Source organism: Frankia sp. CcI49 (genome assembly GCF_001983215.1).
GTDB classification, from domain to species: Bacteria; Actinomycetota; Actinomycetes; order Frankiales; family Frankiaceae; genus Parafrankia; species Parafrankia irregularis.
The window spans coordinates 370,039-385,307 of record NZ_MOWP01000015.1 but is presented as its reverse complement, the minus strand read 5'-3'; the positions used below and the strand labels follow the sequence as shown (position 1 = coordinate 385,307).

Below are 15,269 nucleotides of genomic sequence, written 5' to 3'. Positions count from 1 at the left end.
CGGTCACCTTCCGTGTACCGAGACAGCGCGGGACGGCGGCTGGACCAGCACGTGCACCAGCACGTGGTCAGCGCTCGATCATCCGCATCTGCTCCTCGTTGTGATGATCACCGGCGGGTACGGTGAGGCCGTCGAGCCTGCCGACCTGCTCGGGGGTGAGAGCGACTTCGTCGGCGGCGATGTTCTCCTCCACCCGGGCGACCCGCCTGGTGCCGGGGATCGGCGCGATGTCGTCCCCCCTGGCCAGCAGCCAGGCGATCGCCACCTGGGCCGGGGTCGCGCCGACCTCGGAGGCGACGGCCGCGACCTCGTCGGCGATGCGCAGGTTGTACTGGAGGTTGTCGCCCATGAACCGCGGGCTGGTTCGGCGCCAGTCGTTGTCGTCGAGCTCGTCGATCGACCGGATCTGCCCGGTGAGGAAGCCGTGGCCCAGCGGCGAGTAGGGCACGAACCCGATGCCCAGCTCGCGCAGCACCCCCAGCACCGCCGCCTCGGGGTCGCGGGTCCACAGCGAGTACTCCGACTGCAGCGCCGTGACCGGATGGACCGCGTGCGCCCGGCGGATCGTGCCCGCCCCCGCCTCCGACAGCCCGATGTGACGGATCTTGCCCTCGGCGATCAGGTCGGCCAGGGCTCCGACGACGTCCTCGATCGGCGTCTGCGGGTCGACCCGGTGCTGGTAGTACAGATCGATGTAGTCGGTATCCAGCCGTCGCAGCGACCCTTCGACCGCGGTGCGGATGCTCGCCGGGCTGCTGTCCAGGCCGGCGCGGCCGGTGTGCGAGACGAAGCCGAACTTCGTGGCCAGCACGACACCGTCGCGGCGGCCCTTCAGCGCCCGCCCGACCAGTTCCTCGTTCGTGAACGGGCCATAGACCTCGGCCGTGTCGAGGAAGGTCACGCCCAGGTCGAGCGCCCGGTGGATGGTCCGGATCGACTCGTCGTCGTCGCTGCCCGCGCCGGTGTAACCGAACGACATGCCCATCGCGCCCAGACCGATCCGGGAGACGTCGAGCTCTCCCAGCCTGACGTGCCGCATGGTGGTCTCTCCCTTGCCTGTGTCGTGCCCTGCCTGCCTTGTTCCCTGCCTGCCTTGTTCGAGGCCCGCGCTGTGACTCGCGGGCGGCAGGGGCCCGGTCGGGCAGTCCCCACTCTGGAGCCGGCCGGGACGCCCGGGGAGTGCCTGGCCTTCCAGGTAACGGCAGTACCTCCCTGCTCGCCGTTCCCCGGCGGCGGCCGTGCCTACCGTGGACGCATGGACAACCAGGCGGGTGACCGAGCCCAGGTCCGCGAGTTCCTCATCTCGCGGCGGGAGCGGATCACCCCCGAGCAGGCCGGGCTGCCCGCCTACGGGGGCGCCAACCGCCGCGTCAAGGGACTGCGCCGCGAAGAGGTCGCCCTGCTCGCCGGGGTGAGCGTCGACTACTACGTCCGGATGGAACGCGGGAACCTCGCCGGCACGTCGGACGCCGTCCTCGGCTGCCTCGCCACCGCGCTGCAGCTCGACGACGCCGAGCGCGAGCACCTGTTCGACCTCGCCCGCTCCGCGCACCCTGCTCCCACCCGGCAACGCCGGACGGTGACACCGGAGGTCACCGACGGGATCCAGCGGGTCCTCGACGCGATCACCGAAGCCCCGGCCTGGGTCCGCAACGCGCGCCATGACCTGCTGGCCACCAACCGGCTGGCCCGCGCGCTGTACGCCCCGGTGCTCGCCGACCCGCGGCGGCCGGCCAACACCGCCCGCTTCATCTACCTCGACCCCGCGTCGCGTGCGTTCTTCGCCGACTGGGAACGCGCCGCCGACGACACCGCCGGCATGCTGCGCTCCGAAGCCGGCCGCAACCCCCACGACCGGCAGCTGATCGAACTGATCGGCGAGCTGTCCACCCGCAGCGCCCAGTTCCGCACCCGCTGGGCCGCGCACAACGTCCGGTTCCACCGCACCGGCCGCAAACGGCTCCATCACCCCGTGATCGGCGCCCTCGACCTCACCTTCGAGGCCATGGAGTTCCCGTCCCATCCCGGCCTCACGCTGGTCGTCTACACCGCACCGGCCGGCACCCCCGCGGCCGACGGCCTGCGGCTCCTCGCCAGCTGGGCCGCCACCACGGAGGCCGAAGCAGCGGACGGCGGTCAGCCCGCGGAGGCGTAGGGTTTGCGCAGGGTCATCGGCGTGTGGGCGACGTCCAGCGCCGGCTGCGGGAAGCGGGTGCCCGCCGTGTAGTAGCGGGCCCGGGTGCGGCCGACCGGCTGCAGGACCTGGGCGGTGGTGAGGTCGCGCAGGTCGCGTTGCGCCTGCTGCAGGCTCAGGCCCTCGGCGTGCTCGTAGCGTGCGCGGCGGACCCGCCCGGTCATCGCCACGTCGTGCAGGGCGGTCACGACCCTCTCGTCCAGCCCGGTGCTCACGGCGAACGCGGCGAGTGCCTCCCCCACCCGCCCGGATCGGTCGAGTCGCCCCGCGACGGTCTGGGCCTGCTGGTGGTAGGCGGTCAGGCTGAACCGGATCCAGCTGGAGACGTCCTGGTCGGGAAGGTAGGTCGGGCCCCGGTCAGCGAGCTCGCGATAGTACTCCCAGGTGTTGCCGGGGCGGCCGAGCCACGCCTCGATGGAGGAGAACTCCGGGGCGAGCACACCTTCGCGGGCGATCATGAGTGTCTGCAGCGAGCGGGACATCCGGCCGTTCCCGTCGGCCCAGGGGTGGATGGACACCAGGTGCAGATGGGCCATGGCCGCCCGCACCAGCGGATGGGTGCCGTCGTCGGCGTTGAGCCAGTCGACGAGTTCCCGCATCAGGGCGGGGACGGCATCGGCACCCGGGGCGGTGTAGGCCGCGATGCTCGGGTCGCGGGCATCGGTGACGTAGACCGGGCCCCGGCGCCACTGCCCCGCCGGCCTTCGCACCGCGTGACGGTGACCCTGCAGCATCCAGTGCAGCGCGTTGAGCAGGCCTTTGCTGTAGCTGAAGTCCTCGGCGTCGTGGAGCGTCTGGATGTAGGTCATCATCCGTTGGTAGGCGAGGGTCTCCTCGCGGTTCTCGTCGGAGACCTCGACATCTCGCTCGCCATCCATCAGGTCCTCGACGTCGATCGTGGCGACCTTGAAGCCCTCGATGGAGTTCGACGCCGCGACGGCATCGGCGGTCAGGAACTTCCGGAGTCCGTCGGCCCATTTCGACGGCGTGCTCTGGATCTGGTGCCGGAGCACAGCCCGCATGCCGTCGATCTCGCCGAGCACCTGACCGTCGGCAGAGCCGAGGGCGGGCGTAGGGTAGAGCATGCATCCACGATAGTTTGACGTAGTCATTACGTCAAACTATGGCGCCGATTCGGCGCGACCGCACTGATGCGTCAGGCCCGTACCCCGCTCGTACCGAGCCTCCTCGCCCGGCGCCAGCGCCGGCGGCCGCGGCCGCACGGTCCGCGCCCACCCGCCACACGACACCACAGCGAAACCGGACCGAGCTACCTGACAATCAGCAAGCAGTGCGGCCGACCCCGAGCAAGAAGTGAGGATTATGGTCATGAACGCGACCGAAACCCTCACTTCTTGCGGAGCACCAAGCGAGCCCTGGCAGTCGAAATCCTGAATCCCGACTACTTACTCGGAAGCAGCCGCATCAGCGGAAGAGCTGGGTGAAGTAGCGAACCGTCGGAGGTGGTGTGAGCTCGACTCCGGTCGGGCGCGACATCGTCCCGGAGGCCTGCGCCTGAGCCAGCGCCGCCTTCGCCGCCTCGACGTCGCCGTCGATCTCGTAGATCACGATGAAGGTGTCGCCGCCGAGCGCCGCGAGCCGGCGGGCGGCGACGAAGCCGTCCACCTTGAGGATCTCGGGCAGGTGCGTGTTTTCGTACCAGTCGTGATAGGCCGCGGCCTCCTCCGGCGAGGCGGGACGCGATTCGACGATCAGAACACCGCTTGCCATTCCTGCTCCGTTCGAATCGATGACGATGATCAGACTCTCTTGTGGACGTGCCCGTCCTTCATGACGAACCGGACGTCCTGGGTGCGGGTGATGTCCTGGGCGGGGTCGCCGGGGACGGCGATGATGTCGGCGAGGTAGCCCTCCCGCAGCCGGCCGAGCTCGTGGTCCAGCCCGATCAGCTCCGCACTGGTCACGGTCGCGGCCCGCAGCGCCTGCACCGGGGTCATACCCCGCGACACCAGCGCGACCAGCTCCTTGGCGTTGTCGCCGTGCGGAACCGCCGGGGCATCGGTGCCGCAGGCGATCCGGACGCCGGCGGCGACAGCCCTGGGCAGCATCGCCCTGGCGCGGGGGAACACCTCGGCCGCCTTCCTCCGCAGCTCGGGTGCTGCCCGCGCGATGTCCATCGCGTCGGTCAGGTACGTCGTCGACACCAGGAAGGTGCCGTGATCGACCATCATCCGCAGGGTCTCGTCGCTGGCGAGGAAGCCGTGCTCGATGCAGTCGATGCCGGCCCGGACGCAGGCCCGCACCGCCCGGTCGCCGACGGCGTGCGCGGCGACGCGGATGTCGGCCCGGTGCGCCTCGTCGGCGATCGCCGCCAGTTCCTCGTCGGAGTACTGCTGGGCGCCCGGGCCGGTGCTGTGCGACATCACTCCGCCGGACGCCGACACCTTGATCACCTTGGCGCCGTGGCGGATCTGGTAGCGGACGCAGGCCCGCACGTCGGCCACTCCGTTCGCGATCCCCTCCGCGACGCTCAACGGCATGATCCCGGGTGCCAGGCGCTGGAAGACGGTCGGGTCGAGGTGCCCGCCGTACGGCGTGACCGCGTGACCGGCCGGAATGATCCGTGGCCCTTCCACCCAGCCCTGCTCGATCGAACGCGCCAGCGCGACGTCGAGCAGGTAGCCCCCGGTCTTGACCATCAGCCCGAGGTTGCGGACCGTGGTGAAGCCGGCGTGCAGCGTCGTGCGGGCGTTCACGGTCGCCCGCAGCGTGCGGTAGGCGGGGTCGTCCTGGACGCCGTGCATCGGCAGCGGCAGGCCCGTCGGGGTCTCCGGCCCGCCGATGAGCAGGTTGAGCTCCATGTCCATCAACCCGGGCAGCAGGGTGACATCACCCAGGTCGATCTCGGCCACGTCGACGCCCGCGGCCACGTCCGCGGCGAGATCGGTCGGGTTGACCGCGCTGATCCGGTCACCTTCCACGACGATCACCGCCGGCGACCGGACCTCCCCGGCGTCGACGTCCAGCCAGCGCCGCGCGCGCAGGATGGTGATGGGGGCCGCCGCCATCAGGGGACCGGCTCGATGAAGCAGTCGAAGGACGCCGATCCGGTGTCGGGGACCCGGGGCTGGCGCCACACCTCCACCGGGAACGACACCTGGATCGTGGAGTACACCAGGTGCAGGAGGTTCACCGCGTCCTCGGGTAACGCGTCGAACGGGAGCTTCTCCAGGTACACCATGGCGCCCTCGACCCGTGGTTTCGCGGCGTCGTACAGCGCCTGCATCTCGTCCATGGTCGAGGCCAGCCGGGTGTGGTACCGCTCATGTTCGGCCGGCAGGCACCATTTCGCGGCGAAGGGTTCGAGGTCGGCGAACTCCGCCGGCAGCCGCCTGGCCATCGGCAGCGTGGTCATCGGCGGGCCCCCTCGAAGTCCGCGACCCAGTCACGGACGACCTTGTGCAGGTGTCGGCAGAGGATTTCCTGGTCATTGAGATGGAACTCGTTGACGTAGTCGTTCTCGAGCATCAACTGGGTGGCCTCGAGTGTGTTGGAGTCCTGCAGCGCGAACTCCTTGAACGTCACCGCCGCCATCTCCTGCGCGACCCGCTCCCTGATGTTCGTGGCCGGCGGGAAATACGCGCTGCCCTCGAAGACGTGGGTGTTGTACGCCGTCGGCCAGTACTGGTAGGTGATGTACCAGCCCTGGCTCCAGATCAGGATCACGAAGTTCGGGAACAGCTGGAACGAGTCCAGCCCCCACGGGTCGCACCCGGCCGGGTTGAGCCCGGGTGGCATCTCCCCCAGCTCGGCCTTCTCCCACGGGCCGAACAGCCCGCTGCGGGTGATGATCTCCATCGGCTTGAGCAGGTCCGCGTCCATCTCCCAGAAACGGACGCCGGAGGTGCTCACCAGCCGGTGCGGCCCGTCGAGCTGGTAGTGCGGTGCCTCGAAGCCGGCCTGCGCGGCGGCCGCCGAATACTTCTCCGGCGACTGCTTCGCGTGCAGGATCGGCGCGTGGTAGAACTCGGCGAACGCGTCCATGTACAGCTTCCAGTTCGACTGGATCGTCGTGCTGTACCCGAAGCGGGCCGTGAGCCTGTCGAAGGGATAGCCTTCGAGCGCCGTCACCATCGGGCCGAGGAACTCGCGCAGCGACTGCTCCGGCTCCGGCGCGAAGTTCACGAAGACGAACCCGGCCCAGACGTCGCAGTGCACCGGAGCCAGGCCGTACCGGCTCCGGTCGACGTCGAAGAACTCTCCCTCCTGCTGGATGAACTTCAGCGCGCCGTCGAGGTCGTAACGCCAGCCATGGTATTTGCAGGTGAACTGCCGGCAGATGCCCTGGCTGTCGAGCTTCGGGTCCTCCGTCCAGGCGAGCTTGTTGCCGCGGTGGCGGCAGACGTTGTGGAACGCGCGGACCTGCCCCGCCCGGTCGCGGACGACGACGATCGACGCGTTGGCGGCACGGATGTCCTTGGTGAAGTAGCTGCCGACACGGGGCAGCTGTTCCACCCGGCCGACATGCAGCCACGCACGCTTGAAGACCGCCTTCTTCTCCCGCTGGTAGTACTCGGGTGAGGTCGAGTCCTCGTAGGACACCGGGGCTGTTCCAAGCTCCGGGTAATGCTGGGTCCAGCTGCCTTCCGGGGGTTTCGGGAAACGCGGCACGGGCCGCCTCCTTCGCAGGATCGGTGTCAGGGAACGGGCCTGGTCGCCGGTTCCAGCCCAACGCTGTTCAGCACCATGGCGAGACACGTGTAGCTTCCGACCACGAAGATCGCCTCAAGGAGCTGTCGTTCGTCGAGATACGAGGCCAGTCGCGCCCAGAGAGCGTCATCGAGGGCGTGGTCGGCAACGAGCTGATCGGTGGCGCGCAGCAGGTCACGGTCCCGCTCGGCCCACCCGGCGGCCTCGGGGCCCTCGGTGACGGCGGCGGTTCGCTCCCGCGTCAGCCCTGCCGAGCGGGCGAGACCGACGTGTTCCGCCCACAGGTAGCGGCAGCCCGTCCGGGAGGCGACCCGCAGAATCAGCAGCTCCCGGTCGCGCGGGTCGAGCGTCCCGGCGTCGAGCAGGCGGCCGTTGAAGGCGAGCCAGGGCCCACCCACCCGCGAGTGCCGGGCGAGAAGGCCGAGGATGGGTGGCATCGGTGGCGCGTCGGCGTCACCGGAGAGGTAGCGATCGGCGCGGGCGAAACTGCCACGCAGCGTCTCGCGGTCCTGTTCGGTCCAGTCCGCGACCGGCAGCGGGCCCAGCCGGGGCGCGGCGGAGCGGGTCGATGAGGTCAAAGCACGGACCCGCCGTTGACCCCGAGGACCTGCCCGGTGATGAAACCGGCCTCTTCGGAGGCGAGGAACACGGCCGCCGCGGCGATGTCGTCGGGAGTCCCGAGGTGACCGAGCGGGATGGTCCCGGCCATCACCTCGTTGCTGGGGAGGTTCCCCTCGGCCTGCGACTGGTGCTGCATCGGCGTCTCGATGCCCGACGGCGGGATGCTGTTGACGGTGATTCCGCGCGAGGCGTACGCACGGGCCAGCGACTTGGTCAGGACGATCACACCGCCCTTGGCCGCGGCGTAGTGCGCCATGTTCGGCGACCCGCGCTGGGCGCTCGACGACGCGATCGTGACGATGCGGCCCCAGCGCGCCGTGACCATGTCGGGGATCGCCGCCTGGCAGCTGTGGAACGTGCCGGTGAGGTTCACGTCGAGGACGCGGTTCCACTGGTCGAGCGTGATCTGCTCGAACGGGTCGAACGCGACGAGGCCCGCGCTGGTCACCAGGATCTCCGTCGGCCCCAGCGTCGAACGGATCTCGGCGAAGGCCGCGTCGAGGGCGGGCCGGTCGGTGACATCCGCGGCGAGGCCGATGGCCTGCCCGCCGGCGGCCCGCACCTCCTTGGCCACCCGGTCCGCCGTCTCGCGGTCGAGGTCCAGCACGGCGACGCGGTGGCCTCGTTCGGCCAGCTGGTGGCAGGTGGCCTCGCCGATGCCCGACGCCCCGCCGGTGACCACCGCCACCCGGGACCTCCGCGGCCTGGCGCCCGGCCCTGGCCTGGTACCTGACATAGCTGCCTGCCTCCTCACTCGTAGACCACTTCGACAGCCGGGGTGGCGGGTTCGGCCTGGCAGGTGAGCACCCAGCCCTCGGCGACCTCGTCGAGGCTCAGCGCGTCGTTGTTGCGCATCTCGGCCCGCCCTCGCACGATCTGGGCCAGGCAGGTGGCGCAGCTGCCCGTCTCACACGACGAGGGGGGCCGCAGGCCCGCGGACCGCGCGGTCTGCAGCAGCGTGGAGCCCTGCCGGTAGGCGGTCGTGATCGTCCTGCCGCCGAGCCGGATGGTCACCTCGACGTCCTCTGACACGTGTTCTCCATATGACTAACATCACGATGGCCGGGTGCGCGAGCAGCCCACCGGTGCCGGCGGCGTAACACTGGAAGTGCAGTTGAGGGCAGCTGAGGACAGTTGCGGCACCGCCGACCAGCAGGAGGACATTCATGGCGCCGGCACGGCGGAGCACCGTCGAGGACTCGGTCACCCGCACCGCGCTTCTCGACGCCACCGAGAGCCTGATGCTGGAAGAGGGCTACGCCGCCGTCACCACCCGCCGGCTGGCCAGCAAGGCCGGCGTCAACAACGGGCTCGTCTACTACTACTTCGGGACGATGGACGGCCTGTACATCGAGCTGTTCCGGCGCGGCGCCGAGCGGAGCCTGGCGCGCCTGCGGCTCATCCTGCAGTCCCCGCAGCCACTGTGGGCGCTCTGGGACCTGACCCACGACTTCTCCAGCAACGCGCTCACGATGGAGTTCACCGCGCTGGCCAATCACCGCAAGGCGATCCGGGCCGAGATAGCGGCCTATTCGCGGACCTTCCGGAAGCTGGAGCTCGACGCCCTCACCGAGGTACTCAAGGACTACGGAGTGGACCACGAGCGATGGCCGCCGGTGTCGCTGATCCTCGCCATGACCGCGATCTCGCGGTTCCTGCAGATCGAGGAGGACTTCGACGTCACCGTCGGCCACGCCGAGATGGTCGCCGTGATCGAACGTGAGATCCGTGCGCTGGAGGGAGAGCGCCGTCAACGGATCGGCTCGTCACCGAAGACCGTCGTCCGCAGCATCTCCCGCGGCGAGCGCGGGTCGTAGGGCGCCGCCCGGTGCACCACCCCGGTGTTGTCCCAGATGACGGTGTCGCCGACCGACCACCGGTGGCGGTAGACCCGTTCGGGCGCCGTCGCCCGGTCGAGCAGGTCCTGCAGCAGCCGCCCGCCCTCGGCGGGATCCATGTCGACGACGTGGCCGGCCTGGACGCCGATGACGAGCGACCGCCGGCCGGTGCGGCGCCTCCACACCAGCGGGTGGACGGACGTCGGGCGGGCCCGCCACCGTGCGAGCTGCTCAGGGGTCGGGTCGGGGGTGACCCGGCGTTGGGAGGCCTCCATGGCGTGGACGACCCGCAGAGCGGCGAACACCTCTTTCTCCTCGCCATCCAGCGCGTCGTAGGCGGCGTAGGTGCTGGCGAACTCGGTCTCCCCGCCGGTCGCCGCCACCGCCTTGGCGCTGAGCACCGTGGCCTTCTGCGGTGGCTCTCCGTGCAGCGGGGTGCAGCCGTCCATGTGCCACTCGAACGTGGCCTTCAGGTAGTCGGCCGAGGAGTTCTTCGACGCGTCGAGGGTGACCCGGTAGATCCCGGGGACGGGGTGGTGCCCCGGCTCGTAGTCGATCTCGCCGAGGCGCCGGGAGAAGGCGACCTGGGATTCCGGGTCGAGGTCCAGGCCGCGGAAGACGAGCACTCCGTACTGCTCGAGTGCCGCCAGGACGGCTCCGGCGACCGTGTCGTCCCGGCCGAGCTGTTCCGCGTCGACCCCGCTGACCTCGGCGCCGACCGTCGCGGCGAGCGGCTGACAGATGATGGTCGGCGTCACGGTGCGGGCTCCAGGTAACGGTCGAAGTAGGCGGTCCCGGAATCGATGACCCGGGGCTGGTGCCAGACCTCGACGGGCAGCGACACCATGATGAGCGAATAGACCAGGTGGAGAAGGTTCTCCTGCGTTGCGGAGAGTTCCTGCAGGGGGAACTTGTCGAGATAGGCCATGGCGTCGCKCACCCGCCCGAACGCGGCGTCGTAGAAGGCCTCCATGTCGGCCATCGTGCTGTTGAGCCGCTCGGCGTACCGGGCCGGCTCGGTCGCGAGGCACCAGCGCCGCGCGAAGGGCTCGAGGTCGGCGAACTCCGCCGGGAGTAACGGCCCGCCCGACGGGTCACTCATGCCCGGACCGCCTTTTCATCGCGGAGGTAGGACTGCACCCAGTTCTCGGTGACCTTGTGGAGATGCCGAACGGTGATCTCCTGGTCGGAGAGCGGATACCGGTCGATGACCCGGGATTCCAGGCCCATCTGGGTGCCGTCGAGGGTGCCGGCGTCCTGCAGACCGGCCTCCTTGGAGATGACGGCGGTGAGCTCGTGCCGGATCCGCTCGCTGGCGTTCCGCGACTGCGGGAAGTAGTACGACATCTCCCACGCGTGGGTGTTGTGGGAGGTCGGCCAGTAGTGGTACGTGAGATACCAGCCCCGCTCGTAGACCAGAATCACGAAGTTCGGGAAGATCTGGAAGTTCGAGATCGACCAGGGCTCGAGACCGCCGGGATTGAGGCCCGCCGGCAGGTTCGCCGGGTCGAGCTCGGGAATGTCCGGGCGCTGCCAGGGGCCCATGAGCCCGGCCTCGATGTTGGGCTCGATCGGGTACATCTGGTCGCGCGGCAGCAGATGGCGCGGCACGCCCTTCCAGCCGCCGGTGCTCACCAGCCGGTGCGGCCCGTCGGTCTGGTAGTACGGGGCCTTGAAACCGGACTCGAAGCTTCGCAGGCTCGGGACCTGCTGCTGCGAATGCAGGACGGAGGCGTGGTAGTACTCCTGGAACGCGTCCAGGTAGATCTTCCAGTTGCTGAAGAGATCGGCCTTGTACGCGTACCGCTCGGTGACGAGGTGGAACGGATAGCCTTCGAGCCCGCGCACCATCGGCCCGAGAAACTCGGGCAGCGTCTGGCTGGGCTCGTCCGCCAGGTTGATGAAGATGAATCCTTCCCAGACCTCGCAGTGGACGGACACCAGCGGGAAGTCGGCCTTGTCGAAGTCGAAGAACTCCTCCTCCTGGAGGACGAACTTCAGCTGCCCGTCGAGCCCGTAGCGCCAGCCGTGGTACCGGCACATGAACTGGCGGCACACACCGCTCGTCTCGTGCCTCGGGGTGTTCTCCCACACCAGCTTGTTACCCCGGTGCCGGCAGACGTTGTGGAAGGCCCGAACCCGGCCGTCCATGTCACGCGCGATGATCACGGCCGTCTTCGCGACGTCCAGGTTCTTGGTGAAGAAGCTTCCCTTTCGGGGCAGCTGCTCGACCCGGCCGACGTTCAGCCAGGCCCGCTTGAAGATCGCCTCGCGTTCGAGCTCGTAGAACTCCGGAGAGATCGAGTCCTGGTACGACACGAGCCCGGTGCCCAGGTCCGGGTAGCGCCCGGTCCAGCTGGCCTCCGCCGGCTTGCCGGCATGCGCCATGGCTAGCCCTCCGTTCGCATCCGTGGAGATCACCAGATCGGCATGTTCAACACTCGACTAACTTTCTGTTCTACAAGTGACTAACATGAGGACCCGCCGGGCCGCAAGGTCCCGGTTCGGCTCGCGGCCGGCATCGGCGGAGGCCGCGGCTGGTCCCGGTGGCGCCTCCGGTCGGCATCGGCGGAGCCCGTGGTTGGCATGGACGCAGCCCGCGGTTGGCATCGGCGGAGCCCGTGGTTGGCATGGACGAGGGAGCAGGCATGTGGGATCGGCAGCACCTGTTCATCGGGGGCGCCTGGGTCGCGCCGAGCACCGACCGGCGGATCGAGATGATCTCTCCGCACTCCGAGGAACCGATCGGCCACGTGGCGGCGGCGAGCGTCGCCGACGTCGACCGCGCCGTCGGCGCGGCCCGGCAGGCCTTCGACGAGGGGCCCTGGCCGCGCACGGATCCGGCCGAGCGGGTCGAGGCGATCCGCCGGCTGGCCGCGCGCTACGGAAAGCGCGCTGACGAACTGGCCGCGCTCATCTGCGCCGAGCTGGGCGCACCGATCTCGTTCGCCAGGCGGGCGCAGGTCGCCCTGCCGGGCATGATGATGACCGCGTTCGCCGACATCGCGGCCGGCTACCCGTGGCAGGAGAAACGACCGGGCGTGTACGGCCAGGACGTCATCCTGCGCCGGGAGCCGGTCGGTGTCGTGGCCGCGGTGGTCCCCTGGAACATGCCCCAGTTCCTGACCGTGACGAAGGTGATCCCTGCGCTGCTCGCGGGCTGCGCGGTCATTCTGAAGCCAGCCCCCGAATCATCGCTGGATGCACTTTTCTTCGCCGATCTCGTCGAGGAGATCGGCCTGCCCGCGGGCGTCCTGAACGTCGTTCCCGCCGACCGCGACGTGAGCGCCTACCTGGTCGGCCATCCCGGGATCGACAAGGTCTCGTTCACCGGCTCCTCGGGCGCCGGCCGGCAGGTGGCCGCGGCGTGCGCCGCCCAGCTCACCAAGGTCAGCCTGGAGCTCGGCGGCAAGTCGGCGGCGATCGCGCTGGCGGACGCCGACCCGGCCTCCGTGGCGCTGGCGGTCCGTTACTCGGGCATGGGCATGGCCGGGCAGATCTGCAACTCCCTCACCCGGGTGGTGGTGCCTGCGAGCCGCATCGACGACCACGCCGACGCGCTCGCGGCGACCCTGTCCGCCATCAGGGTCGGCGACCCGGCCGACCCCGCGACCCAGATGGGCCCGCTGGTCGCCAGGCGCCAGCAGGAGCGGGTGCGCGGGTACATCGACACCGGCATTCGGGAGGGCGCCCGGCTCGTCACCGGTGGCACCGCGCTGCCCGACGGTGTCGACCGCGGGTGGTACGTACGCCCGACCGTCTTCAGCGATGTCGACAACGCGATGACGATCGCCCAGGAGGAGATCTTCGGCCCGGTCGTGGTCGTCATTCCCTACCACGACGAGAACGAGGCCGTCCGGATCGCCAACGACTCCGAGTACGGGCTGGCCGGATCGGTCTTCACCGCCGATGTCGAGCGGGGGCTCGCGGTGGCGGCCCAGGTCAGAACCGGCACCTTCGGCGTGAACCAGGGTTATGCGATGGACCCCGCGGCCCCGTTCGGGGGCGTGAAGGCCAGCGGCTACGGCCGCGAGCTCGGCCGGGAGGGCCTCGAGAGCTACCTGGACGTCAAATCAATCTCGGTCGCAGCCCCGTGACATCGGCGCCGCCGCGGTTCCGCGGAACCGCGGCAGCGCCGAACCGCGGATCCGGCACCGCGGATCCGGCACCGCGGAACCGGCACCGCGGAACCGGCACCGGCACCGGCACCGGCACCGGGATCGTTCGCGCCCATCACGCCGACGGATCGGTTCCCAGCGCGGTAGGCACGTCGGCCGGGTGGCCGGTGGAGCCGGAGCTGGCCCGGCTCATCGCGAGCACCGCGTCCCGGCGGGACATCGCGCCGAACGGCGAACCACCGGTCGGGTCCGCGCTGCCGAAGATCCAGGTCGGTCCGTCGGCGAGGTGGTCGAGCGCCTCCCGGGCGACGTCGGCGGGGTCGGCGGTGTCGCCGTACGGCTCGCCCTTGGCGTCGAACACCCGGCGCATCGACGGTGTGTCGGTCTTGCCGAGCACCAGGCCCAGGACGTCGACCCCGCTGGAACGCCATTCGGCCCACAGCGCCTCGGCCAGGACGAGGTCGAACGCCTTGGTGGCACCGTAGGCGGCGAGCGTGGCGCCACCCACCCAGGCCGCTCCCGACGTCACGATCACCACGCCGCCCCGCCCGCGTGCCACCATCGGCCCGCCGAAGCGGTAGGCCGCCTCGAGCACGCTGTCGCAGTTGCGGTGGATCAGCTGCAGGTGGGTGCCGAGATCCTTGTCGAGGAACGGGGTGCTGAAGTCGTCGCCGCCGGCGTTGTAGACGAAGAGCCCGATCTCGATGTCGGACGTCGCGCTCGCGAGCTCCGCCACCGCGCCCGGGGCACTCAGATCGAGCGCGACCGCGCGGACCTCGACGCCGTGCTTCGCGCGGAGTTCCGCCGCGAACGCCTCCAGCACGGCGACCCGACGTGCCACCAGCACGACGTTCAGGCCCCTGGCGGCCATCTCGTGGGCGAACGCGGCCCCTACTCCGTCCGATCCGCCGGCCACAATCCCCCACGGCCCGTACGCACTCGTTTTCACGCTGTCCATTCCTCGTCTCTCGGCGTTCCTGGTGGCTCGTTGGCGTCTTTGGGTGCGGCTCGACCGGCCCCCGCCGAGGCGAGGAGGGCGCGTGCGGCCTCGACGCACCAGCGGGCCCGTGCCTCCGTCGACTCGCCGGCCCGGGCCCGGGACAGCATGGGGACCTCGAGGCCGATCACGATGCCCGGCGGGAGCGCCGCGAGGATCTGCCGCAGCGGTAGCTCGCCCTCGCCCGGCACCATCCGGTTGATCGAGTCCTCGCGGTAGACCGAGCCGCGCTGTTGGAGGGTGTTGTCGCTGAGCTGCGCGTAGCCGATCAGCGTGGGGTCGACGGTGGCCAGGTCGGCCGCAGTGTGCCCGGAACGTACGAGATGCATGGTGTCGATCAGTAGCCGGAAGTCCGGGCGCGCGACGTGGCGCACCGCGGCCAGCGCGGCGTCGAGACTGCTGATCGTCAACGAGGGCGCGAACTCGACCGTCGTTTCCATCCCCCGCTCACCGGCCATCTCGGCGAGCACCCCGAACTCGTCCAGGCTGCGCTCGACGTCCGGGTCCATGGTCACGGTGTTGACCATCGCGACACCGAGCTCGGCCATCGTGTCCAGATCAGCCGCATGAGCGCGCATGTCGCTGCCTGGACGGACCACGAAGCCCTCGGCGAGCGAGATCGACACATCGCGGTCACGCAGGGCGGCCGCTGTTCTCCGCCGCAGCCCGGCGTCATCCCGCAGCGAGAACGGCTGGTATCCGTCCGGGTTGACCGGGTTTCCGGAAAGCACCACGGCGATGTACCGGCAGCCGAGGTCGGCGGCCAGGTTCACGAACTCCACCGGCGGTAGCCCGAAGACAGTCTGATGCTCTATCCCCAGTCGTTCCAT

General features: G+C 70.0%; 16 protein-coding genes and 1 pseudogene. 3 read left to right on the top strand and 14 right to left on the bottom strand.

What is annotated here, in order from left to right; all coding sequences use genetic code 11:
• Positions 1–67: 67 nt before the first annotated feature.
• Complete coding sequence (locus tag CcI49_RS14945; RefSeq protein ID WP_054569311.1) at positions 68–1,039, bottom strand: aldo/keto reductase; 972 nt, start codon at positions 1,037–1,039, stop codon at positions 68–70.
• Between the two features lie 216 nt (positions 1,040–1,255).
• Here CcI49_RS14945 and CcI49_RS14940 point away from each other — a divergent pair, with 216 nt between their 5' ends.
• On the top strand, positions 1,256–2,155 hold the full coding sequence (locus tag CcI49_RS14940) for a helix-turn-helix transcriptional regulator (protein WP_076827222.1): 900 nt from the start codon (positions 1,256–1,258) through the stop codon (positions 2,153–2,155).
• On the opposite strand, the gene CcI49_RS14935 is transcribed toward CcI49_RS14940, so the two are convergent.
• The 8 genes and pseudogenes from CcI49_RS14935 to CcI49_RS14900 form a co-directional block, all read right to left on the bottom strand.
• Positions 2,137–3,279 (bottom strand): Fic family protein, encoded by a 1,143-nt coding sequence (locus CcI49_RS14935; protein ID WP_054569313.1) that lies wholly within the window; start codon positions 3,277–3,279, stop codon positions 2,137–2,139. The two genes, CcI49_RS14940 and CcI49_RS14935, sit on opposite strands and share 19 nt — an antisense overlap.
• A 340-nt stretch (positions 3,280–3,619) precedes the next feature.
• Entirely contained in the window at positions 3,620–3,925 is a 306-nt protein-coding gene (locus CcI49_RS14930) for a DUF4286 family protein (protein ID WP_054569314.1), read from the bottom strand.
• A 29-nt stretch (positions 3,926–3,954) separates the two neighbouring features.
• Positions 3,955–5,223 (bottom strand): amidohydrolase family protein, encoded by a 1,269-nt coding sequence (locus tag CcI49_RS14925; RefSeq protein WP_076827219.1) that lies wholly within the window; start codon positions 5,221–5,223, stop codon positions 3,955–3,957.
• A complete protein-coding gene (locus CcI49_RS14920) occupies positions 5,223–5,570 on the bottom strand; it encodes a hypothetical protein (protein WP_076827217.1) in 348 nt (115 codons plus the stop codon). Before CcI49_RS14920 ends, CcI49_RS14925 begins: the two co-directional genes overlap by 1 nt.
• Positions 5,567–6,826 (bottom strand): aromatic ring-hydroxylating dioxygenase subunit alpha, encoded by a 1,260-nt coding sequence (locus CcI49_RS14915; RefSeq protein ID WP_054569317.1) that lies wholly within the window; start codon positions 6,824–6,826, stop codon positions 5,567–5,569. Before CcI49_RS14915 ends, CcI49_RS14920 begins: the two co-directional genes overlap by 4 nt.
• Positions 6,827–6,852: 26 nt before the next feature.
• A complete protein-coding gene (locus tag CcI49_RS14910) occupies positions 6,853–7,443 on the bottom strand; it encodes a carboxymuconolactone decarboxylase family protein (RefSeq protein ID WP_054569318.1) in 591 nt (196 codons plus the stop codon).
• The gene (locus tag CcI49_RS14905; RefSeq protein ID WP_054569319.1) at positions 7,440–8,222 is read right to left on the bottom strand and encodes an SDR family NAD(P)-dependent oxidoreductase; all 783 of its coding nucleotides are present in this window, start codon (positions 8,220–8,222) and stop codon (positions 7,440–7,442) included. The genes CcI49_RS14910 and CcI49_RS14905 overlap by 4 nt, the downstream gene beginning before the upstream one ends.
• 14 nt (positions 8,223–8,236) lie before the next feature.
• Positions 8,237–8,512: pseudogene (locus CcI49_RS14900) on the bottom strand (2Fe-2S iron-sulfur cluster binding domain-containing protein); the annotation flags it as partial.
• Between the two features lie 140 nt (positions 8,513–8,652).
• Between CcI49_RS14900 and CcI49_RS14895 the strand changes: the two are divergent.
• Entirely contained in the window at positions 8,653–9,303 is a 651-nt protein-coding gene (locus tag CcI49_RS14895) for a TetR/AcrR family transcriptional regulator (RefSeq protein WP_076827214.1), read from the top strand.
• Here CcI49_RS14895 and CcI49_RS14890 read toward each other — a convergent pair.
• From CcI49_RS14890 to CcI49_RS14880, 3 genes are read right to left on the bottom strand one after another with little or no spacing between them, the layout of a single operon-like run.
• Complete coding sequence (locus tag CcI49_RS14890; protein WP_076827211.1) at positions 9,237–10,082, bottom strand: TauD/TfdA family dioxygenase; 846 nt, start codon at positions 10,080–10,082, stop codon at positions 9,237–9,239. The two genes, CcI49_RS14895 and CcI49_RS14890, sit on opposite strands and share 67 nt — an antisense overlap.
• Complete coding sequence (locus tag CcI49_RS14885; RefSeq protein WP_076827208.1) at positions 10,079–10,426, bottom strand: hypothetical protein; 348 nt, start codon at positions 10,424–10,426, stop codon at positions 10,079–10,081. The genes CcI49_RS14890 and CcI49_RS14885 overlap by 4 nt, the downstream gene beginning before the upstream one ends.
• On the bottom strand, positions 10,423–11,712 hold the full coding sequence (locus tag CcI49_RS14880; RefSeq protein ID WP_076827206.1) for an aromatic ring-hydroxylating dioxygenase subunit alpha: 1,290 nt from the start codon (positions 11,710–11,712) through the stop codon (positions 10,423–10,425). Before CcI49_RS14880 ends, CcI49_RS14885 begins: the two co-directional genes overlap by 4 nt.
• 260 nt (positions 11,713–11,972) lie before the next feature.
• Between CcI49_RS14880 and CcI49_RS14875 the strand changes: the two genes are divergently transcribed.
• Positions 11,973–13,421: an aldehyde dehydrogenase gene (locus CcI49_RS14875; RefSeq protein ID WP_076827388.1), complete on the top strand. Its 1,449-nt coding sequence runs from the start codon at positions 11,973–11,975 to the stop codon at positions 13,419–13,421.
• 136 nt (positions 13,422–13,557) lie between these two features.
• On the opposite strand, the gene CcI49_RS14870 is transcribed toward CcI49_RS14875, so the two are convergent.
• Positions 13,558–14,400, bottom strand: a complete 843-nt coding sequence (locus tag CcI49_RS14870; protein ID WP_054569325.1) for an SDR family NAD(P)-dependent oxidoreductase — start codon at positions 14,398–14,400, stop codon at positions 13,558–13,560.
• Positions 14,388–15,269 carry a sugar phosphate isomerase/epimerase gene (locus CcI49_RS14865; protein ID WP_054569326.1) on the bottom strand — a complete coding sequence of 294 codons (882 nt, stop codon included), beginning with the start codon at positions 15,267–15,269 and terminating at the stop codon, positions 14,388–14,390. The genes CcI49_RS14870 and CcI49_RS14865 overlap by 13 nt, the downstream gene beginning before the upstream one ends.